Origin of the sequence: Desulfovibrio sp. 3_1_syn3, assembly GCF_000145315.2 — a bacterium.
Taxonomy (GTDB): Bacteria; Desulfobacterota; Desulfovibrionia; order Desulfovibrionales; family Desulfovibrionaceae; genus Desulfovibrio; species Desulfovibrio fairfieldensis.
In genome coordinates this window covers 2,588,720-2,614,170 of the sequence record NZ_ADDR02000001.1, presented here as the reverse complement: position 1 = coordinate 2,614,170, position 25,451 = coordinate 2,588,720, and the positions used below count along the sequence as shown (strand labels likewise).

Genomic DNA, 25,451 nt, shown 5'->3' with positions numbered 1-25,451 from the left:
TTACTGCCATAGCCAGTGAATAGAATCCCGAGCGCCGGAATGTCCCGGTCTCATAGCGCCGTTGTGCAGGGTGCGTTCCGCCGCTTTTTGCCGTGGCTCTGCCTGCTGTTGGGCGTGTGCCTGCTCCGGCCGGAGCAGGCGTGGGCCATGCTCTGGCAATGGCTGCCCGGCGCGGATGCCGGACGGCTGATCCTGGTGCTGGACAGCCCCGGCCAGGCCCGCAGCGTGACGCGCACCGGCGCTGCGGATCTGGAGCTGCTGCTGAACAGCCCGGCCCATTCTTTGCGCCAAGCCGGGGTTGCCCCTGAGCCCGGCGCGTTGCTGCAAGCTCTGGCGCTCGACAACGGGCGGCTGCGCATCCGCCTTTCCCCGCGCGTCGTCAATTACGTGCTGACCCGCCCCGCGCCTGACAGGGTGACTATGGAATTCTTTGCCGCCCCGGCTGCGGGGGATCCGACGAATACGCCTGCCCAGGCCGCCGCTTCGGTCGCGGCCCCGGTCGACACGCGGGCGCGGCTTTCTACGGGCTTGGCAAACGCCGGGAACACGGTAATTCTTCCGGTCGGGCAGATTCCTTCTGATCTTTTGCGCCGCCAGTTAAGCGGATTACGCGCTTTGCCGTATTCCCGGCTGGCGGATCTGGCTGTGCCGACGCCTTTGGCCGCGCCTGTTGCGGTTGAGCAGCGATCCATACCGGATTTTTCCCCGTCCGGGGCCGAAAGCGGAGGCTTCTGGTCCGCACCGGCCTATGCCGCTGAGGTTCCGGAAAACAACGGCCCCAAAGAGTTGGGCGACAGGGGGATGATGCTCTCCCGCCAGGATCTGCTCGGCAAGGTCAATACCGGCGGCCCGGAAGACTGGCCCGAAGCCGGCGGCCTTTCCACGGCTACATTGCCGGAATCCGGTAAGAGCGCCTCCGCATCCGCCGGAAATAATGAAAACAGGACAGAGGCCCGTCCCGGCGGGGCCGACGGTAACGCGGCTCCGACGCAGAACGTTGAGGCGGCGCAACCCACTGCCGCGCCTGGGGCTCCCGCGCAAGAAAGCGGTGAGACCGCGCCACCCGTTGCCTCTGAAACGTCCTCCGCCCCCGTTGTGGAGCGGAAGGCTGCGGACGATGCCGTGGCTGCCACCCCCGAAGCGCAGACCCCCCAGGCCGCCCAAATCGGTCAGGACGAACAGGATGCGCCGGTTCCGCAGAACACTGTTTTGCGGGAGAGCCGGGAAAAAGCCCCGGACGCGCCTTTGGTACAGGATAAAGGGCCGGAGGCTTCCGGCGCGGTGAACAAGAGGGCCGTGGGCCTGCCTGTGGGCGAAAACAAGGACGAGAAAAAAGACGCGGCTGCGGAAAAGCCCCGGGAAGTCATCTACGTGGATGAGCAGGGCAATCCCGTGCCCAAGCCGCCGGAGCCGGATAAAATGCTGGCCGAGGCCGAACGCCTGATCAGCGAGAACAAATTTGACGAAGCCCTGCCGCAGCTGGAGAAAATCCGCGCGCTGACCGACATCACGCCTGAAATGCGGGAAAAGGTGCTCTATTATATCAGCGACTGCCTCTGGGCGCGCTATGCCGATAACCCTCTGGCGGGTTATGAGGCTATTGTTTCTTCCACCAGCGAAGCCATGAACGCCGACCTGCGTTCGCCCCGCGTACCCGATGCCCTGCTGCGTCTGGGTCTTGCCAACGTCAATGTGGGCAATCTGGTGGACGCGGGCGGCTATATTGTGGCCCTGCTCCGGCGTTATCCTGATTATCCCGGTGTGGCGCAGGGCTTCACGGCCCTGGGGCAGGCGCAGCTCAAGCGGAAGCTCAATGCCGAAGCGGAGCAGTCCTTTTCCATAGTGCTGGACAAATATCCCGAATCCTCCCAATTGCAGGCCGCCTCCGTGGGCTTGGCACAGGCGTTTTTCAATCAGAAAAAACACGACCAGGCCCAGATCATTCTGGATTTCATCAGCAAGCGCTGGCCGCGCTACTATATTGGCGAGCCCTCCTTCCTGCTGTTGCAGGCCGGTAATGATGAGACCCTGCAAAGGATCGACACGGCGCTGGATCTCTATTGGCTCTACATCAACCTGGAGCCCGGCCGCCAAGGCAACGACTCGATTCTGCTTAAGATGGGCGACACCTATCTGCGCCAGGGCAATGCCACCGCCGCTGACTTTATTTATCACGAGCTGGAGCGCCGCTTCGCAGCCTCGCCCGCAGCCTCCACGGCCCGGCTGCGTCTTGCGGAAAAGGGCATTTACGAATCGCCCATCACTTATGAGGAAATGAGCAAGGTCTTCGCCAAGGGTGGGGAGCCGCCGCTGTGGCAGACCTACGCGGCGCTGGCCGAATCCTCCAAAACGGCCCCGGACGCCGTGCTGGCCCGGCTCAAGCAGGCCATGTGGCTGTACTGGGACAAACAGTATACCGAGGCCATGGGCAAAGCGGCGGATTTCATCGACGGCTACCCCGAACACCCCGACGTGCCCCAGGCCCGTGAAATCATCTGGCGGGCTTTTCAGAAGGAACTGGCCAATTCCCTGGCTGAACAGAATTACGGCCGTATTCTGATCCTGTGGAACGGCTTTCCCCTGGTGCGTGAGCGCTACGGCGCGCCGGACCCGCGTTTGCGCTACGCCCTGGCCCAGGGCTGGCTGGAGCGCGGCAATGAGCAGAAGGCCTTTGAGCTGCTGGGGGAGTTTTTGAAGTCTCCCATGGACCTGCAGTACGGCGAAGCGGCCTTTACGGAATTTTTCAACCGTTATCTCAAGGCCGGGGCCTGGGACAAGGTTCTGGACTTGGGCAAGCTGGTTTCCACCTGGGATATGAAGCCCCAGTTGCGCAAGCAACTGGATTACGCACTGGCTCTCTCCGCTCAGAATCTGAATCTGACCGGACCGGCGTTGGCCATGTGGCAACAATTGGCGGCACGTCCCGATATTCCGCTCTACCAGCGGGCCTATGCCACCTATTTTCTGGCCCGTGACGCGGAAAACCGCAAGGATATCAAAAGCTCCTACGAGCTCAACCGCAAGGTTATTGACCTGTTCACCCAGCTGCAGGATGAGCGCTCCGACAAGGCCGATCCGCAGCGTATTAAGGACGCGGTGGCCGCGCTGATGGATATTTGCGAGGTGGGCAACCGCATCCCCGAGGCCCTGCAATGGGTGAACCGTTACAATGATTTTGTGCCGGAAAATTCGCCGGAATATCCGGGTCTGCGCTTCCGGGAGGCGCGCCTTTACCGCAAACTGGGCAATTCCAGCCGCGCTCAGGCCCTGCTGGAGGACCTTGCCCGACGTTTCCCCGACTCGCCCTTCGCCAAGGCTGCGGCCGCCGAACTGCGTACCTTTGAGGTTTCGCGCGACCTGCAGAACTACATGCCGGGGGGCGCCCCCGCGCCGCAACAACAGCCCTCCCAAGCGCAACAGCCGGCACAACAATAGAGCAGGTTACCTTTTGAGATTGTACAATCTCAAAAGGTTGAAACTGAGCCCTCCGGCAGGCCGGCGCATGTACATTACGCTTGCACCTATCTCTGCTGTCGCCATCCATAAGGCGGCATAGCCGCCAACGGCTGGCGCTCGCGTCGGGCGGCTGTCTTCGCGGCCGCCGGGGCAATTTACTCTGAAATTCTCCGATTCCCGCGCTTCCTTTCTTTTCTGCCGCCGTAATGGCGTTCTTTCGGCCGTATCCGGCCATTCGTTCCACTGTTCTCATAATAGTGATTGCCAGTCGCCGGGCCTTGGCATATGTTTGTAGTGGATAAGAAACAGTTACCCGGCGTCTGGCCGGATTAACGGTGGAACGCCGATCTTGAGGAGCATTGCGCAATGGCGATAAAACACATGCGTCTTTTCTGTGTGGCGGCTCTGGTGTTGCTGATGACCGGCTGTAATGCCGCGCAACAACGCGGCATGCTGGGTTCAGCGTATGTTTCCACAACCCGCCCGGCTATTTCCTTGGAGGCTAAAAATATGCCGCTGCTCACGGCAGGGCAGGGCTCGGTCAATCTGACCTGGAGCGGCATGATGGGCGGTCTGCCCATTCGAGTATGGCTTGCCGTTTACGGAACCGGCGACATCAGCCCCATGGTTGTGGTGGCCCAGGCCGAAGTGCCGCAGGGCTGGTACTGGGACGGCATCATGCGCCGCCCGTTCAGCGTGGATGAAGGCGTGGAGGTTTTCGACGGCGTGGGATATCAGGCCTGCACCTATATTGTGGATAACGGCCATGACCCCTTCGGGGCTCTGGTGGCCGACAAGACGACGACAGGACAGCCCGTGCGCTGGCTGGCGCGGGGCTTTGCGGCCCGCTATAATTTCAATGACGACAAAATCATTATGGAATATCGCGAACCGCTTCCCGCCGGTATTGAATCTCTTTCGGCCTTGCCTCTGGGTGCCGCCGATACGCTCAGAGCCTTTGAGCAACGGGCTCGGGAAACGTTCAGCGTGGGGCCCGTGCCCTCCGACCTTTCCCAGCTGCGCCAGGGCTATGCCCAAGGCGTGCAATGGCAGTACATGGATGAAAATTTCCTGGGCACCGTGTCAAAGTATGATTTTTTTAACGCCAATTGATCCGCTTCTGAATGGATGAAAAATGGCTGTAGCAACCCCAACAGAGCACAATACAATTGACGTGTTGAAAAACTGCGTGTATGGGTAAAAAACCATATAGTATGTGGGGGCTAAAGCTGTCCTGGGGCACGGCTCTGCATGTTAAGGCACCGTGCGTCGCGCTGAAAACAGAAGACATACCAAGAAGGGGTTAGGTAATGGACGATTATTTAAAAGAAGCGCTGGAAATAACCCGTGCGCAGGCCGGTGTACGGATCATGACCGAAGAGGAAATCGCGGCCTTTATTCAGAAGGTGGCGATGGGCATCCGTGCCGTGGCCGAAGGCGAAGCTCCTGTGGAGCTGGACAGCGCGGAAATGGCTCAGGAAGCCCGCAAGTCGGTAAAAGAAAAATCCGTTACCTGCCTTGAATGTGGAAAGAGCTTTAAAATCCTGACCAAGCGGCATCTGGCCAGCCACGGCATGGATACCGCCGAGTACAGGGAAAAGTGGGGCTTCAAGAAAGATGCGCCTCTTGTTTGCAAAGCCCTGCAACGCGAGCGTCGCAAAAAGATGAAAGATATGAAGCTGTGGGAAAAGCGGCGTAAAGTTAAATAAAACGGAAAAAAGCCCGCTGTATGGCGGGCTTTTCCATATCCGCTGTTGCGCCGGATGCGGTCGCGTATGCCGAAGTGCCTTTTATTGTTGTCTGACCCGTGGCTGATCGCGGTTAAAGCGTAATTTGTTCTGTACGGCGTCGGCCGTTGATGTCTGTGCCGCGTGTGAACAAACAGCGGCGCGGCTTTCTTTTTAGCGTATTTACTACGTAAAATGCTCGTTTCCGGCGAGCAAAGCCCGCCGCCGCGCATTTCGCGGCAAGAATTTCAAGGTCCTTATGCTCTCTCCGGCGCATGCCGGAGAGAGCACTTTCATGAATTCCGAAGGTTGGTACGATGAATATGTTTCCGGCGGCAACGCCCGCCCAGGCTCAGGCTCTTTTGTCTTTGCCCGCTGCCCGGCTTTTCGAACAGGCCGGGCGTTTGCGCGAGGCGGTCTTCGGGCGCAAGGTGGATCTTTGCGCCATCATCAACGCCCGCAGCGGCAACTGCGCCATGGACTGCCGCTTCTGTTCCCAGAGTCGGCACAATCACACGCCCATAGCTGTTTTCGATCTTTTACCGGACGAAACGCTTCGGGAACGCATTCTGGAATTGGCCGCTCTGCCCGTAAACCATATCGGCATCGTCACCAGCGGTGCCGCGCTCAGCGAAGCGGAGCTGGCGCGACTGCGCGCCGTGCTGGCCGCCTTGCCTGACAATGTGCGGCCCCGCGTCTGCGCCTCGCTGGGACGGCTGAACTCGGCCCAGCTCGAACAATTGGCCCAGGCCGGACTCACGCGCTATCACCACAATCTGGAAACGGCACAAGGCCATTACCCGCGCGTCTGCACCACTCAGACCTGGGAACAGCGTCGAGACACTGTGGCCCACGCCATGCGCGCCGGTCTGACAGCCTGTACCGGCGGCCTGTTCGGCCTGGGTGAGAGCTGGGAAGAGCGCATTGCCTTTGCTTTCAGTCTCAAGGCCCTGGGCGTACGCAATGTGCCCATGAATTTTCTGCATCCCCATCCGGAAACGCCTTTGGCCGGTCAGCAGCCGCTCTCCGCTGACGAGGCCCTGCGGATCATTGCCTTGTTCCGCCATATTCTGCCTGAAGCCACGCTGCGGATCTGCGGAGGGCGGCCCACGACGCTGGGGGCACGGCAGCATGAAATTTTCGCCGCCGGAGCCAATGCCCTGATGACCGGCGATTATCTCACCACCCACGGGCAGGGCATTGAAGAGGATTTGGCCATGATCGCGGCTCAGGGCCTGGAGGCGGGCGGTGATGCGTGATGCGGAATCCGGACGGGATGCGGTCCGTCGCCCTTTGTGCGCCGTTTTTGTCAGCGGCACCGGGACGGATGTGGGCAAAACCGTTGTCACGGCGGCCCTGTTGCGGGCTCTGCGTCTGGCGGGCGTGGCGGCCCAAGCTGTAAAGCCTGTGCAGACCGGCGTGCGCGCCGGGGAGGAATACGCCGCGTCCCAAGCCGACGCGCCGGTGTACGCGGCGGCTGTGGCCGATCTGCCGCCCCTGCCGGGGCTGGCTCCGGCGGCGGTGCTGCGTTGTTTTTCCCTGCCTGCCTCACCCCATCTGGCTGCCGCGCGTGAGGGCGCGCGCCTGGATGTGGCGGGTCTGGCCCGGACCATCCTGAATCATTGGGAAAGCCTGGACGGAGCGGCGGATATCCTGCTGCTGGAAGGCGCGGGCGGCCTGTGCGTGCCGCTCAATGAGCGCGAGGACATGCTGGATCTGATGTCCGACCTGGATCTGCCTGTGCTGCTGGTGGGCGGCAACGGACTGGGAGCGCTGAATCATAGCTTGCTTTCCCTGGCCTCTCTGCGCGACAAGGGGCTGGCGCTGTGTGCCCTGGCCCTGATTCCCACGCGTCCCGCTGCTGCGGATGCGCCGGATGACGACGAAGCCTGTATTCTGGCTGACAATCCCCAAATTCTGCGCACGAGGCTGGCTCAGGCCGGTTGCGGCGCGCCCGTGCTGGAACTGCCCCGCCTGGAACGATTGGACGGTGCGGGTTGGCAAATCCTGGCCTCTGGCCTGGCTCCGCTGGTTGAAGAACTGCGCCGCCTGGCGGAGCAAGGGCGCGGTCCTCAGGTTCCGGATTTGGTGGTACGCGACCATAGCGCTGTCTGGCATCCCTATGCCTCGGCCGTGCATTTGCCGCCCCTTTGCGCGGTTCGGCGCAGCCACGGCAATCGTATTGTCCTGGCCGACGGACGGGAATTGATCGACGGCATGTCCTCCTGGTGGGCGGCGGCGCATGGCTACAATCATCCCCGGCTGCTGGCGGCGCTGCGGGCCCAGGCCGGACGCATGCCGCACGTGATGTTCGGCGGGTTGACGCATGTTCCGGCGGTGGATCTGGCCGAACGCCTGCTGCGCCGCATGCCCCAAGGTCTGGAGCGTGTTTTTTTTGCCGATTCCGGTTCCGTGGCAGTGGAAGTGGCCCTGAAGATGGCCCTTCAATATCAGCAGAGCAGGGGAGAGACTCGGCGTACGCGTTTCCTGACACCGCGCGGCGGTTATCACGGCGACACTCTGGGGGCCATGTCGGTCTGTGACCCGGTTACGGGCATGCACAGCCTGTTTGCGGGCCTGTTGCCGCAACAGATCTTCATGGAACGGCCGTCCTGCCGTTTTGACACGCCTTTTGATCCGGCCTGTCTGGACGACGCCCGCTGTCAGCTGGAACGGCACGGCGAAGAAATTGCGGCCGTGATTCTGGAGCCCGTGGTGCAGGGCGCGGGCGGCATGTGGTTTTACCACCCGGACTATCTGCGAGCTTTGGCGGACCTCTGCCGTAAGGCCGGCACGCTGCTGATTTTTGACGAGATCGCCACGGGCTTCGGCCGCACCGGCAGATTTTTCGCCGCTGAATGGGCCGGAATCACGCCGGATATTCTTTGCTGCGGCAAGGCCCTGACCGGCGGCATGCTCACCCTGGCGGCCACGGCCTGCACCGGGGAAGTCGCGCAAGGCATCTGCCGGGAAGGCCGGGTCTTTATGCACGGGCCCACCTTTATGGCCAATGCCCTGGCCTGCGCCGTGGCCGGGGCCGCCTTGGACATTTTGGATGAAAACCGTTGGCAGGCGCAGGTGGCCGGGCTGGAAACGGCCATGCGCCGTGGATTGGAGCCCTGCCGCCGCGTGTCCGGCGTGGAGGATGTGCGGGTGCTGGGCGGCATCGGCGTGGTGGAAACGAAGCAGCCCGTGAATACGGCGGCCCTCCAGAATTGCTTTGTGGAGCAGGGCGTCTGGATCAGACCGTTCAACCGCCTTATTTACCTCATGCCGCCCTATGTGAGCCCGATTGAGGATGTCGCCCGGCTCTGCGAGGCTGTGGAGACGGCTCTGCGCCGGGGCGTGCATTGCGCATGAAGTTAGGGCCGTTCACGCATGAAACGCGCCGACTGCTCCGCGCGGTAGCCGTTAGCAGGCAGAGCCTGCTAACGGACAGAGACAGTAGTTTCCTGGCTGTCTGTCCACGTAACTAATTGCTGTCGCCGTCCGTAGCTGCGTTGCTGTCTTTATCCGTACAGCTCACAAATTCGCCTGCGGCTAAAGCTCCCGCGCCGACCGTTGCGGCGCAGGGCGCAGACAAATCCTTGTCGCGAAATGCGAGTAGGCGGCCTTTTCTCGCCGTAAACGAGCATTTCAAGTGTTAACTGTTCCAGACGACTGTTATTCGGCGGGAGGCGGCGGCACCGGCAGGCCCCGGAAGATGAGCCGCGTGGCTGTGGCGTCGGCCAGTTCAGCCACGTCCATGAGTTTTTCCAGCAGTTCCAGCAGATAAAAACGGTCGTTCTCGCAACCGTCTTTGAAATCCGCTTCCAGTTCGCCGGAACGCATGTAGGTTTCCAATTCTTCCAGATCGTTGACTGTCAACATGTTGCATCCTTTTGTTTCGCCGCCAAGTCGGCCAGGCAGCGCTCGGTCAGAGCGTCGGCCATGTCTTCCACTGCGGCGATTTCTTCCCTGCTGATGTCGTCGTAATGGATGCCCGCGCTCACGCAGACAACGCACTTCAAAACGTCGGCCATACGCCGGGCCATGCGTCGGGCCAGTTGGTCCTCCCTATGGCCGGGCAGAACAAATAAAGCTGTTTCAGAGGCCTTGTCCGGCGCGGCCAGAGCAACTGCTCCCAAGTGCGCCGCGCCGCCGCTCAGAATTACCTGGAGATCGCGTCCCAGGTGCTGGACGCGCAATTCCAGTTTCAGCCGTCCCCGTTGCAGACAAAAATGCATATCCGCTCCTTCAGGCGATCTTTTGGCAGGATGGGGCAGAATGGTTGTTATGGCAAGCCGGAGAAACTTGTCCGATAATGCGCCGAAATTATTGCCCGGTGATCTGACACAGATGAAATGTTCCCCAAAAGAGGACCCACAGGGCGAGCGGCAGGGCATTGGAGGAACGGCCCGATTCCTCTACTGTTTTTCACGGGGCCTCTCACGATTGAACCGCCTCAGGCGGGATCAGGCGGGCACACTCCCGGCAGCGCCGCCGCAACTCCAGCGCATTGGCATTTATGTCGATGTGCGCCGTGGAGCAGTCATAATCCCGGAGCGCCTCGGTACATTCTTCTTCCGTCAGCGGCGAGTTGTGCGCATAGCCTCGTCGCTCCATTTCCCGGACCAGTTCGCCATGCCGTTTGTACATCCGGCACGGGTCGATCAGGCCGCCAGACAGAAAGCCGGTGATGGATTTCCCTTTCTTCAGGGTGCCGAGAAGCATGTGCAGTTCCACATGTTCTCCCAAAAGGTGCTTCCGGCACATATGTGACGGCGGCACCAGCCACATCCGCATCGTCGGTCTCCTTGTTCACGTTATTGAGCCGTTACGGGGCTGTTATTATTGTTTGTAAGCATTTGAGGCCGCTTGCCAAGTCATTCGTATTGACCGGCTGAAAGGCCTGAGGTTTTCCCCGTCTGGACAAGGCGCAGCGGGCAACGTATATATAAAAGAACGATAATCTTCGGTTTCATATGGGAAAAATATTGCGGTTTTTCCTTGTAGTTCCCAGGGCTGAGGCGGCTTGGCGGCCGTCTGTTTCAGGCTCACGTGTTCCAGCAGGAGCAGGCGGCGCGCATGCCCATATTTTTCCAGTCTGACAAGCCGTTGAAACGGCGCGGCGGGGCTTTTGCCCAGGCCGTGGCCGTTGTGTGCTTTCTGCTGGCAGCGGGCGTTTACGGCTTTGCCGCGGATATCGCGCCTGGAGTTGTTCCGGGCGGCGACAGCGCTGTTTCAGAGCGTCCCAAGGTGCTGGATCAGGTGGACGAGTCCGCCTTCAGCGTCGTGCCGCCGTCGCTCCCCAAAGATGAATCTGCCTCCTTGCCCGACGGAATGCCGGACGTCGCGCCGTCAGTGACGCCGTCTCCCGATGCCGCTGCCCAGGTCGTTCAGAGCCCTCCAGATTCCACCTCCCCCGATAGTGACGGATATTCTCCCGCACAAGCCCGACGCCCCGTTTCCGCTGATACAGTGGGGGCGCCGCCCGCTGTTCTGCCCGAAAAGGACGATCTGCCTTCTGCGGCAGCTGCGGAACCTCCGGTCGCGTCTTCCGCATCTGCCGCGTCGAAAATCAAACTGTTCGGCACGGTAGAATTCAAGCGGCCGCTTTCATCGCTGCCCGCCTGGCTGGATCTGCTCAAGCGCAATCAGGTTGATCCCATTTTTCTGCCGGAAAAACATTTCAACAAGAAGATGACTTGGGCGCAGTTCAAGGAGAAAGCCAAGGGTAAAAATGCCATGGATCTTCTGCGCTACGTCAATTCTTTCTGGAACACCTGGCCGTACCGTGAGGACATAGACAATTGGGGCCAGGAAGATTATTGGGAGATCCCTGCGGAATTTCTGAAGAAATCCGGCGACTGCGAAGATTATTCGATCATCAAATATTTTACGCTTAAGGAATTGGGCATTCCGCCCGAAACAATGCGTATAGTGGTGGTGCGCGATACGATCCGCAATATGGCCCATGCCGTGCTGGTGGTGTATATGAACAACGACGCCTATGTGCTCGACAGCCTGAGCAACGCCGTTTTGTCCCATACGCGCTTCAGCCACTACAGCCCGCAATATTCGGTCAATGAATTCGGGCGCTGGGCGCATCTCAAAGGCCGCAAGCTGAAATAAGGTGAACTGATATGGAAATGCAGGAAATGAACGCGCAGGCCGTAGCCAGGCAGTACCGCATGAAAAAGACCGTCGTGGTGAGCGTGGGCCTGTTGCTCTTTGTGCTGGTGGCCGCCGTGGCCTTTGTGCTCTGCAATTTCCAGCTCAAGTACACCACCCAGGAGATTCTGAGCAAGCAGCGTGATATCCAGCAGGCCTGGGTGGACAAGTCGCTGGAATCCGTCCGCGCCTGGCGCAACAAACTTGTGGAGCAGGCGCGTTTCATCAGTTCGGCGGAAATGTTCCGCCTGTTCGCTGCGGATGTGCGCGGCCTGGGGCCCGAGGGGCTGGCCCGGCTCTCCGCTTCCGACGCGGCCCGGAGCGAGAATGAGGCCCTGCGCTCCATGGCCGAGCAGCTCTCCTATATGCAGGATATCCTGCAGGATTTCGTGCGCCGCAGGGGCTGGACGGCCGCCCGCGTGGTGGCTCCGGACGGGACTTCACTGGTGGCCCCGGCACAGGCCGCATCTCTCAGCCCGGCGCAGATCGCGCTGGTGCGCCGCGCCGATACGGCCAGGGCTCTGACTTTCGGCCCTGTGCGCAATCTGGGCGACGGTCTGGTCATGGACATGGTTGATCCGTTGTATGAGGTGCTGGGCGAGGGCGACCCCAAACCTGTGGCCTTTCTGCTGCTCACCGTGCCCGTGGAAAAAGCCATGATCGGTTTTCTGACCCAGAGCCCGGAGCAGCATGAGGATTTCCAGCCGCGCATTTGGGATCGGGGCCCCGAAGGCCTGGAGGTTGTGCTGTTGCGTGACGGCAAAGCCGTCCTTGTACCGGCCGCCTTTCAGCCGGGAAATGACCTGAATCTGCCTTTTATGCGTCGCAACGCCCTGGCAGGCGGTGGAGAAGTCTACTCCCTGGGCGCCAAACTCACGGACCTGGACTGGTGCTTGGTCGTGGAGGTGCCCGCCTCTCTGGTGGATTCCCAACTGGAAGGACAGGCCACCCAGATTTACGGCCTGGGCGTGCTGGGCAGTCTGGGTGTCGCCCTGTTGCTGGCTTTTGTCTGGGCCAGCATGGTCAGCCGATCGCACCGGGCCACGGCCCGCCATTTCCAGCATCTGTATACGGTGATTCGCCAGCAGAAGCTGATGCTGGACAGCATCAATGCCTCGCTGCAGGCCGGGCTCTTGCTGGTGGACGGCCAAGGCCGTGTGCAGGTCTGTAATCCGGCATTTTGCCAGATCGCGGCCCGAAACGAAGAGGACATGGCTAACGCGGCCCTGGCAGACGTGCTACCGCAAAAGGCCGCATCTGATTTACTCCAAGGTATGGAGCGCGTGAGCGGCAGCGGCCGGATGGACAGCATTGAAATTTCTCTGGACCGGCCTGACGGCGCGCGCCTCTACCGCGTGACGCTTTTTCCCTTTGAGGACAATCAGGAAGACGGGGCAAAGGTCAAGGGCGGCTGCGTGGGAATTTTCCAAGATATCACGGAATTCCGCCGTCGGGCCGAGGCCGCGCGCGAACGTCAGGCCAACAGCATTGCCGCCCTGGTACGGGCCATTGAAAGCGTGGACGTGAATCTGATCGGCCATTCGCAAAAAATGGAGCGGGTTTCGGGATTATTGTCCGCCAGCATGGGGCTGCCGGACAAGGACAGGGAAACCCTGCGCCTAGCCGCGCGGCTCTCTCAGGTGGGCAAGATCTTTGTGCCGCATCATCTTCTGACCAAGAAAGGCAAGCTCACACCCGAGGAACAGCAGGAAGTCCTGCGCGCGCCGGAATATGCCTACAAAGCACTGCACGATCTGCAATTCGGCCTGCCGGTGCCCGAAGCCGTTTATCAGATGGGTGAACGCGTGGACGGCACGGGCCAGCCCCGGCACCTCAAGGGTGAGGAAATCGTGGCTAATGCCCGTATTCTGGCGGTGGTCAACGCTTTCTGCGCCATGGTCAGCGCGCGTTCCTACCGGGCGGGCATGAGCCCGGATGAGGCGGTGCGCCTGCTTTCCCAGGATCCCGGCTTTGATCCCGCTGTGGTGGCGGCGCTGGCACAATTGCCGACGGATGCCGTGCAACGGGCCATTGAAACGCCTGTGGCGGATGATGGGCAGGAAAGCGGCGGGCCGGTGGATGAAAGGAGCGAGTCGCAAATCGATCCCGCACGGCATTGGAGGGGAGCATAAGCCGTTATGGATGACAGGCAAATGCCTCCCGTACCCCTTTCCGAGGGCGCTGAAACGGTGGACGTGGCGGTCAATATTTTCGCCAAACCGTTTCAAACCGCACTCTCGCTGCTGTCGCTGCTCAAGCACAGCGGAGAGCATGTGGGGGTGATCTGGCTGCAGTTTGAGCCGTATGGTTCGCGATACGATGCCATCAGCCCGTATTATATTGCCCGGTATCTGCGAGAGGAGTTGGACGAGCGCTGTCAGGTATTCCAGCCGAATTTCTGGCTGGCACGCGAAGCTGTCGATCCCGCCCGGCTTGACGATCCGGACTACCGGCTGGGCATCCGTTATCAATATGCCTTTGAGCAGAGCCGGAGCCGCAAGCTTTTTCTGATGCACAACGACGTGCTGGTGCTGCGCGATATTCTTGGCGACATGCTGCGGGAAATGGGCGACGCTTTCGCTGTGGGAGCCGTGGGGCAATGTTGGAACTGTCCGGCACGGTGTGAGGAACTGACGCGCGAGGTTATGGGCCGCAGCGCATGCGGCCCGTTGCGGTATACGGAATTCAGGCCGGAGTATGAGGCCTTGTGCCGTCTCTATGCCCTGGCGCGGCAGCGCGGTATTTTTGTGCGGCCTTATGATGAGGGATTCGCGGGCATGTTTGACAGCCGGCCCTGGCCCCTGCCGGAATGCCGGGTCAGCGAATGGGCCTGCCTGCTGGATCTGGAAAAGATCCGTCCGTTCTGCACGCCATGGGGTCCGGCCCTCACGCCGGGAGCATTTCGTCGTTGCGGTACGGAAAACCTTGATACGGGCGTGGCCTGGTTCAGGGATATGCACGCTCTCGGGCTGCGCGCCCGGCATTTCGAGCTTACGCGATACCTGAAACACTGGGTGGGCACGGGCAACAAAACTCCTCGGCGCTATGCGCTGGCCGAGTTAAATGCCCTGGAGTTGCTGCAACGCCAATATCCGGATTATGTGAAATGGCTGACGGAACAGAGCGGAGAGACTTTTTAGAACAATTCACTCATTTCAAATGTGAATTGTTCCAATAGACGCCTGTTTGAGGTAACAACAATGAAAAATATAGTTGGTATTATCGGTGGGGCTGGTGTTGCTGCAACAAATATGCTGCTTGAAATCATGGAGATTTCCAAGTTGCAAGATGGAGCAGTGCGGGATATGCACCATCCGGAAATGATTATATTTCAGGCAACGCAAGCACCCTCACGCAGTATGTTTCTTGAAGGGAAGGGGCCGTCATATATCGAGGCCTACCTTGAAGTAATCCAAAGACTGCGCTCTGCCGGAGCGACAAAAATTGCGATGTGTTGCAATACTGCGCATTGGGGAATAACTACACTTGAGAAAAAATCTGGTATGCCATTTATTAACATTGTCCATGAAGTAATCATGCAGGTAAAGGGAACTGGAAAGAAAAATATAGGGCTACTTGCTTCTGATGGTTGTCTTAAGGGGAGGGTTTATGAACCATATTTTGAGGAATTTCTGCCATATGCAACATTAATTTATCCTTCATTGCATTTGCAACGCGAGGTTACACGCGGTATATGTAATACAAAAAATAAATCGCGTTTACTTCCTGACGGGCATGAGAATCGACCCAAAACTATCTTTACGCGTGTTGCCGATGAAATGTTCGGTGCCGGTGCGGATCTATTGATCATTGGATGCACTGATATACGAGTAGACTTCAAGTGTGCTTATAATGCTATAGATTCTCTTGAAGTTTTGGCTCAATGTATTTTGAGGGAAAGCTGTTATGAATGATAATGCGCTTAATTTCTTTGAAAAAATGGCACACTCGGAGAAACTTTCTCCTAATTCAGTAAAATTGGCAAAAAATAGTGATTTTTCAGATATTGATACCGCTTTTATACGGAAATATACAGACAATAATTCTTCAGTTCTTGATCTCGGTTCTGGGACGGGCTTGATTGTAAATAAACTTTTTCCATATGTTAAGAGTATTATTGCTGTTGAGCCATTCATTCAGTTTACACAATACATTGCAAAAAATAATAAGATTACTGTAATTAATAGTAATATTGCTGAATTCTCTGTCGATATAAAATTTGATACAATTTTGCTTTTTGCCTTAATGCATTATGTAAATGAGAGAGAAGCAATGTCAATATACAAAAAGTATATAAATTATCTGTCAAAAAATGGGAAAATGATTATTAAAAATCAATTTGGACTGCATAAAGATGTTACTATAGATGGATTTTCTGAAGAATTGCAGGAAAATTATTTTGCACAATATCGTTTTATAGATAAAGAAGTGCGCCTGTTGCATGATGCTGGATTCGGCAACGTCGAAATCGTCGATATCTATCCCAAAGAGTGTAATCGCTGGGACAATACACACTTTTACGCTCTTGTCGCGGAGAAATGAAATTTATGACTTCCAGCCGCGCACGAACTGGATAGCACGTTCGTAGTCCTCAAAAGTGTCTATGTCACAGGCCCGTATTTTGAGCCCTTGCATGGGGAGGAAGGTCTCAAGCTGATTATAGACATTTCCTGAGGTATAGTGGACTTTATTACGATCGATACAGGCTGGTCCTGTCCATTCGAAATCGCCTTGTTGTGTGGAGAAGTTCACAACTCTACCCTGCTTGTCCACAACAACAAATACGGCGTCATCGGACATTTTTTCACTGTAGGCTATATATTCGCCTTCGGTTTCGAGGCAAAGCCGTACATCATCAGGGTGGACCAACAAATCTCCGTCGTACTCGATAACATATTTGTTGGCGTGGCGCGAACCTAGGTAAAAGCTGGCGCCTGTTTTGGTATCAAAATAGTTGTGATTGTAGATGAAGATTACGTCACTGCGGTATTTTAGTACTTCTTTAACTACCTCGTTGGCTTGATAGCCTATAACAACCCGCACATCTTCCACGTCTTTGAAGAGTTCCAACTGCCAAGCTATTAAAGAACGACCTTCAATTTCCAACAGGGCTTTAGTCGTCCCCAGCCCAAGACGAGAGCCTATGCCCGCGCAACTGATAACAATTGATTGAGCTGTCTGCATAATGCTTCCTCGCTGAAGACCAGATAATCCGCGATTGACAGAACACCGGGAGCCGGCCAATGGGTCAGCCCTGTGGCAATGGAAATGTCAGCCAGCCGCATTGCTTCGATATCGTTGTTGCCATCGCCGATAAAGACGGTAGTTGCGCCTAAATTTTTATAGTACGTGACAACTTTTTCTTTCTTCAATATACTTGTCAATTTGGCTATTCGGTCATTTTCAATCAAGCCGCCGGAGCAGTAAAAACGGGAACAAACCCGTTCCGCAAGCCGGGCAACCCAACAGTCCAGATTGCCTGTGGCAATAATGCAGTCTTCCGCGTGGGCATGGATGAAGTCCACAACCTTTTGGTACAGCTTAACTTGGCCGAGCAGCTCGGCGACTTCGTGTATAGGCAATTTCCCCAGAATATGAACACGCCTGATAAAACTTTCGACAAAGGGGACATTCCCTGCAATAGTCTCCTTGGTTAATTCTTTTATTTCATCCTGCACGCCAAAAAAGTCAGCAATCAATGGGAGTGTTTCCTGGGCGGTTACAGTACCATCCAGATCAAAAATAAACTTTATCATAAGACAAAGTATCCGCAGTAACAGGTTTAAAAATCAAGAAAACATGAAATGCATCATGTATATCATGCTTTTTATGAGCCTTAAAATATTTCGTGAGTGAATGTCTCAGCTATTTTACTTATACATATTCTGAGTTAGCTAATTTGTTTCAATGGTTAAAGGCAAAAAATAAGATCAAACCCCATCAAGTAGAATTGTTTTATGTCTGAGGGTAAGAGTTATATGCCATATTTTTGTATGTATTTGTCCCGATATAGATGATGATGGCCAATTCCTAAATCAGGTGGAAATTTCATAAAATCTTCAAATTCAAAGAGTAAATATTCTTTTTCCTTATTGGGGGCATAAAATTCAGTGTTTTCAAATTGTAGTTTTTTTAGTGGAAATATTATATCATATGGTATAAAATTAGTATTAAAGGGCTTGCTATAAGACATAACGCAATCAATGCCAAAGTAAATCTTTTTACTTTCTCTGACTATATTTTTATTGCATTTTATTTCTTGATCCAAGAAATTAATTATTTCTGCAATATTATCTATAGTAGACTTTTTTTGCGAAATATATTGCAAATATTCTTTATGTTCTGCAAAAGAATAGCTTTCATCATAAAAGTCATATGCCCAAAAGTCAATTGCCTTTCTGTCTCCTATGGATGTTCCATAAAAAATTTGGATTTGATCAAGCCAGATATCTAAAATATATTGGTTGGGATATTTTTTTAAATATGGGCGTAATTCGCTGTATCCAATAACAGAATTCCATTCACTTTTTTTATAATTTTTTGTGTAGTCTGTTACAATATAGTGTTTTTTGCAAAAATTGACCAGCTTGTCATAGTCTTCCCGCATCAAGCCAAAATCCAGATCCTCATCCCAGGGGATAAATCCCTTATGACGAACCGCGCCCAGCAAATTTCCTGCAATAAGAAAAGGCTTAATATTCAGCTCCTTAATTTCTTCAAAAAAATTCTTGGCAAAATCAACCAGTTCCAGTTGTTCCTGCCGCAATTTTCCTGTAGCGGGCTTTAATGTTGTAATATCGGCATGTTCTTTCAGATAGTCGAGCTGCGCCTGAGAGCTCTGCCAGAGGCGTTTATAATGCTCCGCTTCATACATTTTTTGTTGGAGTTTTTTCAGAATCATGTCGGTGGGAGAAGCGGGCATATAAAACCTCTATTCTAATGTGATGCATACTAAATGTGGCAATAACGCTGCTAAAAATATTATTGTATTTTCAGATGCTCGGCAATACGTTGTGCCGCCTTGCCGTCGCCATAGGGGTTGGCGGATTCCAGCATTTTTGCGATGCCCGAAGGGTTGCTTACAAGCCCGACGACTTCATCAAAAATATGTTGCGTATCGGTGCCCACCAATTTATTGACTCCCGCCTCTATCCCTTCGGGGCGTTCCGTGGCATCCCTCATGATGAGAACGGGCTTGTTCAGTGAGGGGCCTTCCTCCTGGATTCCGCCGGAATCTGTAAGAATAAGCGTACAGGCATCCATCAGGCGCACAAATGCCGTATAGGGCAGGGGAGCTTCCAGTAAGATATTGGGCACTTCCCCCAGCATTTCGAAAACCGGGCCCTGTACATGCGGGTTAAGGTGTACGGGATAAATAATCCGGACATGGGGCAGGGCCAGGGCTATTTTTTTCAAGGCCGCGCAAATGCGTTGAAAGCCGTCGCCGAAACTTTCCCGGCGGTGTCCGGTAACCAGAATAACAGGGTGGTTTTGCGCCAGAGCCGCCTCAATGCGGGGCGTCAGAACCGGCGGATGGCGGCGGATCGTGTCAAGCGTCATATACAGCGCATCAATGACGGTATTGCCCGTAACGATAACGGCTTCCGGCCTGATGCGCTCTGCCAGCAGGTTTTGCCTGGCACGTTCGGTGGGGGCGTAATGCCAGCGCGCCGTAAGTCCAACCACGCGTCGATTCAGCTCTTCAGGAAAGGGGGAGTCCAGATTCCAGGTGCGCAAGCCCGCCTCCACATGGCCAACAGGAATGCGCCTGTAAAAGGCGCTCAGGGCTGAAACCTGGACAGTCGTCGTATCGCCCTGCACAAGAACCACATCAGGGGCAAGCGTATCAAGTATGTTGTCCACTTCGGCAAACAGGCGGCTGCTGAGTCCGGCAAGGCTTTGATTGCCGGTCATGACACCGAGAGAAGAATCCGGCTTGAGACCAAAATCGGCCAGGGTTTGTTCAAGCATGCTCTGGTGCTGGCCGCTGGAGCAGAGGTGCACCTCAAAATCATCCGGCCTGCGACGCAGTTCGTGTACCACTGGGGCCAGCTTGACGGCTTCGGGCCGCGTACCGGCGATAACAAGTACCTTTTTCATAGGGCGCGACCGTTATACCTTTTTTCGGGTAGCGGCCAGACCGAAGAAAAGGCCGTCCCGGCGGTTTTCATAGGGCAAGTCGGCCGCAATATTTTCAACGGTGAATCCATTATTGTTGAGCAGGTCCGCCAGTGCTTCCCTGTCAAACCACTGCTCCCAGGGCGGAATGCCGCCGGGCCAGGCGGCAAGCCGATCAATATTTTTGTCAATGATAATCAGTTTGCCGCCGTCGCTCAGAATGCGGCTCAACTCTCTGACGGCCGCAGGCAGATCAATGCAATGTTCAAGCACTTCACAAAGCGTCACGGCATCAAAGGCGGCGTCATCCCAACCGGTGCGCAGCACCGTGCCGATGCCTGTCGCTACTCCTTTGGGCATGAAGCGGAAAAAGCTGGGATGCACATCCTGCGCCGTCATGTGCGCGGTGATGCCCATTGCGCGTAATCTGCGCAAATAACGTCCTTTGGCAGTGCCGATATCAAGAATGCGAGCCTCGGGAGAGCACGGCAGAGTATCGCGTACGAAAAGCAAACGGCCGTCGTCAGAGGCGATGTCATCCTGGAACAGCGGAAACTCCAAGGCAAAACGGCAGCGCTGCATGGCGGAAAGGGCATCCAGAAAGGCCTTTGCCGTCAGTGCGTCGAAAATATCGGATTGCAGCGCTTTGCTGTTGCCGTCCGCAAGGGCGGCGACGGCCCGGCAGAAAGCGGACTGTCCCAGCTCGTCATCACCCAGCGTCCATGCGCCCCACGCAAGCGCCAGAGAAAGGGATGCATATGTTTTTTGCATATGCCCGGCCTGGGGCGGAAGGCCGATGCCTGCCGCCACTTTGCGCAGCAAGGCCACGCCATTGGCGGGGGTGAGCAACTGCCCCACGCCGACAGATTCCAAAATCAGATGTACCGAAGGCGGCTGGTCCGGCAAGCCTCCCTGGCGCGTGGCCCAACTTCGGGCGCAATCCGCCCAGCTCTTTTCCCCTAACGTCATACCGGCATGCAACAGCTCGTTGAAGCAGTAAAAAAGACCGGGAGCTTCATGCACGGTTTGCCGTTGACGGCGAAATACGTTCAGACAAAGTTCCTTCAACGGGGCATCGCCTTGCATCATCCGCACTTCAGGCTGCCGGAAGACACGGATCAGATCACCCTGCAGGAACAGTTTTTCAGGCGCATCCCATGTAGTTGCGTCCATTGCTGATAGGGCATGTTTTACCAGCGCCAGTGCCTCGGCCCTGCGCCCCCAATCCAGAAGGGTGGGCACAGAATCGAGCTCGCTTTCCGCCGTAGCGGGAGAGTCGTACTGCGCCGCCATGCGCTTTTCGGACTCGAGATGTTTTATGGCCGCCTGTTCCAGACTGATGATGGGTATTTCCTTTTCCGAAAAGATACGGACTTCCTCTCCATATACGGCTACAGAATCGGATTGATCAAGGGGGACATCGTACTGTTCATAGTGCTGCAGCGCATCCAGCCAGAATTTGGCTGCCCAGGAGAGTTCTTCGTCGGGAAAGTACATCGCGCCGTTTCCGACACTGCCGGGAAATCCGCCCGACGCCGTCTGGAGCGAACCTGCCAGACGCAAGGCAGGCAGGGCGTGTTCCATATCTTTCAGCTTGAGCCAGACCAGAGCAGACTGAATCAGGCCCGGTGTGCAGATCCACGAGACATTTGCATACGCGGGTATCAGGCCGTTATCCCCCTGAATATCCTCCAATACGCGCATACCCAGGCGGCAAATATCGTCAGCGCCAAGATCAAAAAGCGCTTCCTGAATATAGCAGTAAAAATGCAGCAGCATGTTGGGCGCGAGAAAATTGGTCAAATTGCAGTGTGTAATATAGTAGTCCAGTGAGCACCGGGCAAAGTGGGCATACTCGGGCTTGTTGAGAACATCTCCTGCCGTGACCAGCCCCGGCAACACATAGAGGTGGATGGCTTCATTAACGAACCCACGGCCGTCCGGCAGACGCCACCCGTTCATATTTTCAGGCAGGGCCAGCCGGCCTTCGGGTGTGGCTGTGCGCATAATCCAGTCGCAGGCTTTTTCCAGAGCCACTTCCGCTTCGGGTAAAGAAGGAACGATAGCTGCGAGCCCGCGGATAATCTGCCCTGTATCAAAAGCAAAAGGTGTTGTCATGCCTGGGCCGGAAAAAGAGCCATCGGCATTTTGTACCGTTAACAGCCAGCGGGCATAACACATAGCCAGTTGCGGTTGATTCCATTTCAGCAGGGTGGGGATCAGGTAGCCGGTAACCTCAGGATAAGGGACGGTATTTTTATGGCTGACATTGGCTCCTCCATTGGATGAGTGCGTATGTAGCCAGCTTATGGCATTACAGGCGCTGTGCTGGATTGGGGTCATAGTATCAGCTGTATTGCATTTTTTCGCAATTGATATTTTATTTTTTGGGGAAGCCTGACAGTATTTCATGATAACATTTGCTGCGCGCTCACTGGAATGGCCATCTCTTTTTCCTAAAAAATATTCGATATCTACTGTAGTTACAGGAAATGTATTTTCAAAAAATTTTTCTATATATGTGGAAAGATGGTTTTTGGCATTGATGACAGGCGCAATTTCAAAAAGTTCCGGGTAAAATTGTTTAAGGGCTGGCCCATTTCGCGGGGTAAGAAAAACTGCCGGTTTGGAATTGATATAGAGGGATTCCAGGCTGGCTCCGCTTTTTGCATCGGTAATATAAAAATCAGCACAACTACAAATGTCCGTGAAAGAAGCATTTCCATCAAGAACTTTGTCAGAGATGGCATAAAGTCTTTCAAGATCATATGATTTTTCTGGTAGTCTTGCTGTACAATGATGCGGCTTGGTAAGTATATAAAATTTATCCCGCAATACTCCTATTTCATTTCCAAATAATTGTATGGACGTATCTTCATCATATGTTGGAAGATAGACAAGAATAGGTTTATTGGTAGCTATGTCAAGTTGATGCAGGAGAACATTTTTTTCTGGTTTGTTTTTAAAATAGCTGTCATGCTTTGGGTAGCCGATAGGATAGAGTACGTCCCTATCCATATAGGGGATAAGATTTTTTTGGGAAAAAAGACCATGTAAAATTCTGGCATCAAAGCCGAAGCAGGATTCGTTGCTGAGGCTAAAAATAGATTTTATCAGACTAACGCCATAAGATAAATGAATTTTAGTATTTTTATATTTTTTTAAAATATTAGATCTTTGTGTTGTAATAGAAACACATGCATCTGGATTGCACTCTGTGGAATAGTCAATATTGTTTTCTTCTAAAATTTTAATAGCTGTATTGTAATCAAAATAGCCGCCGCCAATATTTATAGAACATGGTTCAGAAATTATTTTTGTGTTAACGCCACGCTTTATAAGCTCATAATATATCGGTAAATAATGATATATCTCAAAGGCATCAACGAGGTAAAATTCGACCTCAGATTTTACATCTTTTTTTTGAAGCATACAAAATCCTGCCTTTATGGCGCGATTAGAAATCAGTATAGTTGAGCTGTGAAGCTGCCACTTGCTGCAGTAATTCGCTTTCTTTCAGCTCGGGAAGCGCGAACGTCGGGCAGCAGAAAGAATCTGTACCGATATAACGGCGTTGTTTTGCACAGTGCTCTCTGAGTTGAACAAATTGTTCCGGGGCGCTGATTTCCCCTTTGTGGAACAGATCTTCGGCATCCTTCCAACGTCCATGCCATGCCAATGCCACAGCGTAATTGCCCATAGCCGCAAGATCGTCGGGATGTTGCGCATATGCCGTCCCCAAGTATTTGGCGGCAAAGCCCTTAAGAAAAGAAGATGGTTCCAGAAACCTGCTGCCCAGTATCAAATGGGCGTGAAAAAAAGCGAGCTCTTTATCCTTGCAATGCGCGATCTGGGGAAAAAGCGCTCTCACGCCTCCGCTTTTTTCCACGCGCCGCAAAGCCCGAGCGGCTGTACGGGTTGAAGATAATCGAACTTTGTCCGATATCGTGGCGGTAAGGGAATTGTCATGATTCCGGTAGTGATACAAGACGTATGGTACATGGATTACCTTGGTGACCTCTAAAAGACGCAGCCACATATCCCAGTCTTCGGCACCTTCCAGGGCGGGATCATACTGCCCGACTTTTTGAGCCACATCCCGACGATACATAAAGGCCGCGACTCCCGCATTATTCGCCAACATCCGGTCCAATGAAATTTTGCTTTCCAATTTCCCCGTGATGAAACCTTGCCTGTCGACAATGGCAAAAGGTGCTGTGGCAAAGCCTGCCTGTGGGAAGGTCTGCAATGCTCTGGCCAGCCTGCCGCAAAAATGCGGCAGGCAGATATTATCCGCTGAAGTCCATGTCAGATATTCGCCACGTGCCAACGCGAAGCCCCGGTTCAATGCTGTGGGCAAGCGGGTGTTGGGACCACTCAGCGTCCGTATTTTGGGTGAAGAAAGGCCTGCCAGATAGTCATGCGTTCCGTCGGTGGAACCGTCATCCACGATAATCAGTTCGAAGTTTGGATAGTCCTGTTTAAGAACAGAATCAACTGCCTGGGGCAGAAAGGCAAGATGATTATAGGTCGGCAGGACAATACTGACCAAGGGACATACAGCATCGCCTAATTCCACAGCTTCGCAAGCTGTATCTTCCGTGTTTATGGCAGGCGCCGGGTCTGATGTCGTTGCCAAAACCATATCGTACATTCGCCATAGCATATCTCCGGCTCGCTCAGGGGAAAATTCCCTGGCCACCCGCTCCCGTCCCGCTTGACCCGCGCGGCGGGAAAATTCTTCATCAGCAAGTAAATATTCAACATGTTTTGCAAGAACAACCTCATTTCTTTCATCCACTACAAAACCGCTTTTCCCGTGCTCCACCACGTCATCTACTGCGCCGCAACGGGTAGTGACCACAGGAATTCCATAGCTCTGAGCTTCAAGAATGGCATTAGGCAGGCCTTCCACATGGGCCGTATGCAGAAATACTGAACATTGGGATAAAAATGCAGGTACATCCTTGATGAGGCCGGGAAAAAGAATGCGTCCGGCAAAGGGCGTATGGGCGATGAAGTGCATGAAGTCCTGATTGCCGGGGCCGCCGACAACAGCGTAAAGGTCTGGTATGGTCGAACAGGCCCGAATAGCAGTGCTGACCCAAAGTTCTGGATCTTTGATTGAAACAGACCGGAACAGACCTCCGAGTATACGTGCGTGATTAGGAATACTTAGGTTCTGACGTAGCCTCCCCATTTGTGCAACATCAGGATGCGGCCATTTTTTCAAATCAAAGATATTTGGAGTAAGGGAAACTGTTCCTAGAGGCAGGCCCAGCCATTCTTCATATGTCCTGCATCCAGCCCGGCTGTTATTGGTCATAAACACGTTGGGCAATTGCATGATATTGGCAAGAATACAGAACGCAGCCTGATCATTAACACTTTCAAAGCCATATGGCGCTCGTTGTGCAGGGGAAAGACTTTGCCCGGCGATAATAATTCTAGGTACACCAGCTATGACAGCGGCCAACAATGTTGCGAGATTATCGGCATTCCAAATATGCAATATGCGTGGCCGTATACATATCAACCATGCGGTATAGGCAGAAATGCTGTCACGTAGAACTGGAGAAAGGTCATCAATAAAATTTGTAATGATGTGGCGCGCTATTTTAAATAAGTCGTGATCTATCATCTTAAGTGAGAATTCTAGAACTTTAGAGCAAGATCTGGCATCTTCGAGGAAAAAATTATTTCCCTCATAGGTAATATTATAGCAGAGTAAAGTAATTTGTCGACCTCGTTCTTGAAAATACTTAGCGCTAGCTACTACTTGGCGCTCAATTCCTCCGCAGGTTAATGAATCGCTCCACCAAGCGATAGGGCCGATAAAATGTGAGGGAGGACGCATGGGGGCGCCCTTGATAAATTCCGAAACTGTCATGCCATGTCTCCAACAAGATCTTTGTGTATTTTTGATAATGCGTTATGATAGCCTTAGAGACATTTCAATAAAACAGTAATTCAAAATAAATATATATACTATAAAAA

General features: G+C 54.4%; 19 protein-coding genes. 10 read left to right on the top strand and 9 right to left on the bottom strand.

Going from position 1 to position 25,451, the window contains the following annotated elements:
- Positions 1 to 39: 39 nt before the first annotated feature.
- From HMPREF0326_RS11030 to bioA, 5 genes are all read left to right on the top strand, one after another.
- On the top strand, positions 40 to 3,435 hold the full coding sequence (locus tag HMPREF0326_RS11030; RefSeq protein WP_020990533.1) for a tetratricopeptide repeat protein: 3,396 nt from the start codon (positions 40 to 42) through the stop codon (positions 3,433 to 3,435).
- A gap of 387 nt (positions 3,436 to 3,822) precedes the next feature.
- Entirely contained in the window at positions 3,823 to 4,569 is a 747-nt protein-coding gene (locus tag HMPREF0326_RS11025; protein ID WP_008683752.1) for a DUF4851 domain-containing protein, read from the top strand.
- Between the two features lie 197 nt (positions 4,570 to 4,766).
- Positions 4,767 to 5,165, top strand: a complete 399-nt coding sequence (locus HMPREF0326_RS11020; protein ID WP_008683753.1) for a MucR family transcriptional regulator — start codon at positions 4,767 to 4,769, stop codon at positions 5,163 to 5,165.
- A gap of 335 nt (positions 5,166 to 5,500) precedes the next feature.
- The gene (gene bioB / locus HMPREF0326_RS11015; protein WP_008683755.1) at positions 5,501 to 6,442 is read left to right on the top strand and encodes a biotin synthase BioB; all 942 of its coding nucleotides are present in this window, start codon (positions 5,501 to 5,503) and stop codon (positions 6,440 to 6,442) included.
- Positions 6,435 to 8,543 (top strand): adenosylmethionine--8-amino-7-oxononanoate transaminase, encoded by a 2,109-nt coding sequence (bioA, locus tag HMPREF0326_RS11010; protein WP_020990532.1) that lies wholly within the window; start codon positions 6,435 to 6,437, stop codon positions 8,541 to 8,543. The genes bioB and bioA overlap by 8 nt, the downstream gene beginning before the upstream one ends.
- 303 nt (positions 8,544 to 8,846) lie before the next feature.
- On the opposite strand, the gene HMPREF0326_RS11005 is transcribed toward bioA, so the two are convergent.
- The 3 genes from HMPREF0326_RS11005 to HMPREF0326_RS10995 form a co-directional block, all read right to left on the bottom strand.
- Positions 8,847 to 9,053 (bottom strand): hypothetical protein, encoded by a 207-nt coding sequence (locus HMPREF0326_RS11005; RefSeq protein ID WP_020990531.1) that lies wholly within the window; start codon positions 9,051 to 9,053, stop codon positions 8,847 to 8,849.
- A complete protein-coding gene (locus HMPREF0326_RS11000; protein WP_008683762.1) occupies positions 9,047 to 9,409 on the bottom strand; it encodes a hypothetical protein in 363 nt (120 codons plus the stop codon). Before HMPREF0326_RS11000 ends, HMPREF0326_RS11005 begins: the two co-directional genes overlap by 7 nt.
- Positions 9,410 to 9,611: 202 nt before the next feature.
- The gene (locus HMPREF0326_RS10995; RefSeq protein ID WP_269545688.1) at positions 9,612 to 9,962 is read right to left on the bottom strand and encodes a pyrimidine dimer DNA glycosylase/endonuclease V; all 351 of its coding nucleotides are present in this window, start codon (positions 9,960 to 9,962) and stop codon (positions 9,612 to 9,614) included.
- A 360-nt stretch (positions 9,963 to 10,322) separates the two neighbouring features.
- Here HMPREF0326_RS10995 and HMPREF0326_RS15590 point away from each other — a divergent pair, with 360 nt between their 5' ends.
- Genes HMPREF0326_RS15590 through HMPREF0326_RS16175 form a run of 5 tightly spaced genes read left to right on the top strand, consistent with a single transcriptional unit; the run spans position 10,323 to position 15,878 of the window.
- Positions 10,323 to 11,297 (top strand): transglutaminase-like cysteine peptidase, encoded by a 975-nt coding sequence (locus HMPREF0326_RS15590; RefSeq protein ID WP_232224931.1) that lies wholly within the window; start codon positions 10,323 to 10,325, stop codon positions 11,295 to 11,297.
- Between the two features lie 11 nt (positions 11,298 to 11,308).
- Positions 11,309 to 13,468, top strand: a complete 2,160-nt coding sequence (locus HMPREF0326_RS10985; RefSeq protein ID WP_020990529.1) for an HD domain-containing phosphohydrolase — start codon at positions 11,309 to 11,311, stop codon at positions 13,466 to 13,468.
- A gap of 6 nt (positions 13,469 to 13,474) precedes the next feature.
- On the top strand, positions 13,475 to 14,476 hold the full coding sequence (locus tag HMPREF0326_RS10980) for a hypothetical protein (RefSeq protein ID WP_020990528.1): 1,002 nt from the start codon (positions 13,475 to 13,477) through the stop codon (positions 14,474 to 14,476).
- A 60-nt stretch (positions 14,477 to 14,536) separates the two neighbouring features.
- Positions 14,537 to 15,250 carry an aspartate/glutamate racemase family protein gene (locus HMPREF0326_RS16180; protein WP_008683769.1) on the top strand — a complete coding sequence of 238 codons (714 nt, stop codon included), beginning with the start codon at positions 14,537 to 14,539 and terminating at the stop codon, positions 15,248 to 15,250.
- The gene (locus tag HMPREF0326_RS16175) at positions 15,243 to 15,878 is read left to right on the top strand and encodes a class I SAM-dependent methyltransferase (RefSeq protein WP_008683770.1); all 636 of its coding nucleotides are present in this window, start codon (positions 15,243 to 15,245) and stop codon (positions 15,876 to 15,878) included. The genes HMPREF0326_RS16180 and HMPREF0326_RS16175 overlap by 8 nt, the downstream gene beginning before the upstream one ends.
- A 3-nt stretch (positions 15,879 to 15,881) precedes the next feature.
- On the opposite strand, the gene HMPREF0326_RS10970 is transcribed toward HMPREF0326_RS16175, so the two are convergent.
- From HMPREF0326_RS10970 to HMPREF0326_RS10945, 6 genes are all read right to left on the bottom strand, one after another.
- Positions 15,882 to 16,520 carry a phosphocholine cytidylyltransferase family protein gene (locus HMPREF0326_RS10970; protein WP_020990527.1) on the bottom strand — a complete coding sequence of 213 codons (639 nt, stop codon included), beginning with the start codon at positions 16,518 to 16,520 and terminating at the stop codon, positions 15,882 to 15,884.
- Complete coding sequence (locus tag HMPREF0326_RS10965; RefSeq protein WP_008683772.1) at positions 16,478 to 17,092, bottom strand: HAD-IB family phosphatase; 615 nt, start codon at positions 17,090 to 17,092, stop codon at positions 16,478 to 16,480. The genes HMPREF0326_RS10970 and HMPREF0326_RS10965 overlap by 43 nt, the downstream gene beginning before the upstream one ends.
- A 218-nt stretch (positions 17,093 to 17,310) precedes the next feature.
- Entirely contained in the window at positions 17,311 to 18,258 is a 948-nt protein-coding gene (locus HMPREF0326_RS10960; RefSeq protein WP_008683773.1) for a LicD family protein, read from the bottom strand.
- A 59-nt stretch (positions 18,259 to 18,317) separates the two neighbouring features.
- Entirely contained in the window at positions 18,318 to 19,436 is a 1,119-nt protein-coding gene (gene wecB, locus HMPREF0326_RS10955) for a non-hydrolyzing UDP-N-acetylglucosamine 2-epimerase (protein ID WP_008683774.1), read from the bottom strand.
- Positions 19,437 to 19,448: 12 nt separating this feature from the next.
- On the bottom strand, positions 19,449 to 22,886 hold the full coding sequence (locus tag HMPREF0326_RS10950; protein WP_035073001.1) for a methyltransferase domain-containing protein: 3,438 nt from the start codon (positions 22,884 to 22,886) through the stop codon (positions 19,449 to 19,451).
- A gap of 25 nt (positions 22,887 to 22,911) precedes the next feature.
- The gene (locus tag HMPREF0326_RS10945; RefSeq protein WP_008683776.1) at positions 22,912 to 25,344 is read right to left on the bottom strand and encodes a glycosyltransferase; all 2,433 of its coding nucleotides are present in this window, start codon (positions 25,342 to 25,344) and stop codon (positions 22,912 to 22,914) included.
- Positions 25,345 to 25,451: the final 107 nt, after the last annotated feature.

What these genes read in the sequence shown, in the direction of transcription:
- wecB (WP_008683774.1), bottom strand. Translation starts at nt 19,436, where the DNA reads ATGAAAAAGGTACTTGTTATCGCCGGTACGCGGCCCGAAGCCGTCAAG.
- HMPREF0326_RS11025 (WP_008683752.1), top strand. Translation starts at nt 3,823, where the DNA reads ATGGCGATAAAACACATGCGTCTTTTCTGTGTGGCGGCTCTGGTGTTG.
- HMPREF0326_RS10985 (WP_020990529.1), top strand. Translation starts at nt 11,309, where the DNA reads ATGGAAATGCAGGAAATGAACGCGCAGGCCGTAGCCAGGCAGTACCGC.
- HMPREF0326_RS10965 (WP_008683772.1), bottom strand. Translation starts at nt 17,092, where the DNA reads ATGATAAAGTTTATTTTTGATCTGGATGGTACTGTAACCGCCCAGGAA.
- HMPREF0326_RS10945 (WP_008683776.1), bottom strand. Translation starts at nt 25,344, where the DNA reads ATGACAGTTTCGGAATTTATCAAGGGCGCCCCCATGCGTCCTCCCTCA.
- HMPREF0326_RS10980 (WP_020990528.1), top strand. Translation starts at nt 13,475, where the DNA reads ATGGATGACAGGCAAATGCCTCCCGTACCCCTTTCCGAGGGCGCTGAA.
- HMPREF0326_RS10995 (WP_269545688.1), bottom strand. Translation starts at nt 9,962, where the DNA reads ATGTGGCTGGTGCCGCCGTCACATATGTGCCGGAAGCACCTTTTGGGA.
- HMPREF0326_RS11020 (WP_008683753.1), top strand. Translation starts at nt 4,767, where the DNA reads ATGGACGATTATTTAAAAGAAGCGCTGGAAATAACCCGTGCGCAGGCC.
- HMPREF0326_RS10970 (WP_020990527.1), bottom strand. Translation starts at nt 16,520, where the DNA reads ATGCAGACAGCTCAATCAATTGTTATCAGTTGCGCGGGCATAGGCTCT.
- HMPREF0326_RS10960 (WP_008683773.1), bottom strand. Translation starts at nt 18,258, where the DNA reads ATGCCCGCTTCTCCCACCGACATGATTCTGAAAAAACTCCAACAAAAA.
- bioB (WP_008683755.1), top strand. Translation starts at nt 5,501, where the DNA reads ATGAATATGTTTCCGGCGGCAACGCCCGCCCAGGCTCAGGCTCTTTTG.
- HMPREF0326_RS16180 (WP_008683769.1), top strand. Translation starts at nt 14,537, where the DNA reads ATGAAAAATATAGTTGGTATTATCGGTGGGGCTGGTGTTGCTGCAACA.
- HMPREF0326_RS10950 (WP_035073001.1), bottom strand. Translation starts at nt 22,886, where the DNA reads ATGCTTCAAAAAAAAGATGTAAAATCTGAGGTCGAATTTTACCTCGTT.
- HMPREF0326_RS11005 (WP_020990531.1), bottom strand. Translation starts at nt 9,053, where the DNA reads ATGTTGACAGTCAACGATCTGGAAGAATTGGAAACCTACATGCGTTCC.
- HMPREF0326_RS11030 (WP_020990533.1), top strand. Translation starts at nt 40, where the DNA reads ATGTCCCGGTCTCATAGCGCCGTTGTGCAGGGTGCGTTCCGCCGCTTT.
- bioA (WP_020990532.1), top strand. Translation starts at nt 6,435, where the DNA reads ATGCGTGATGCGGAATCCGGACGGGATGCGGTCCGTCGCCCTTTGTGC.
- HMPREF0326_RS11000 (WP_008683762.1), bottom strand. Translation starts at nt 9,409, where the DNA reads ATGCATTTTTGTCTGCAACGGGGACGGCTGAAACTGGAATTGCGCGTC.
- HMPREF0326_RS16175 (WP_008683770.1), top strand. Translation starts at nt 15,243, where the DNA reads ATGAATGATAATGCGCTTAATTTCTTTGAAAAAATGGCACACTCGGAG.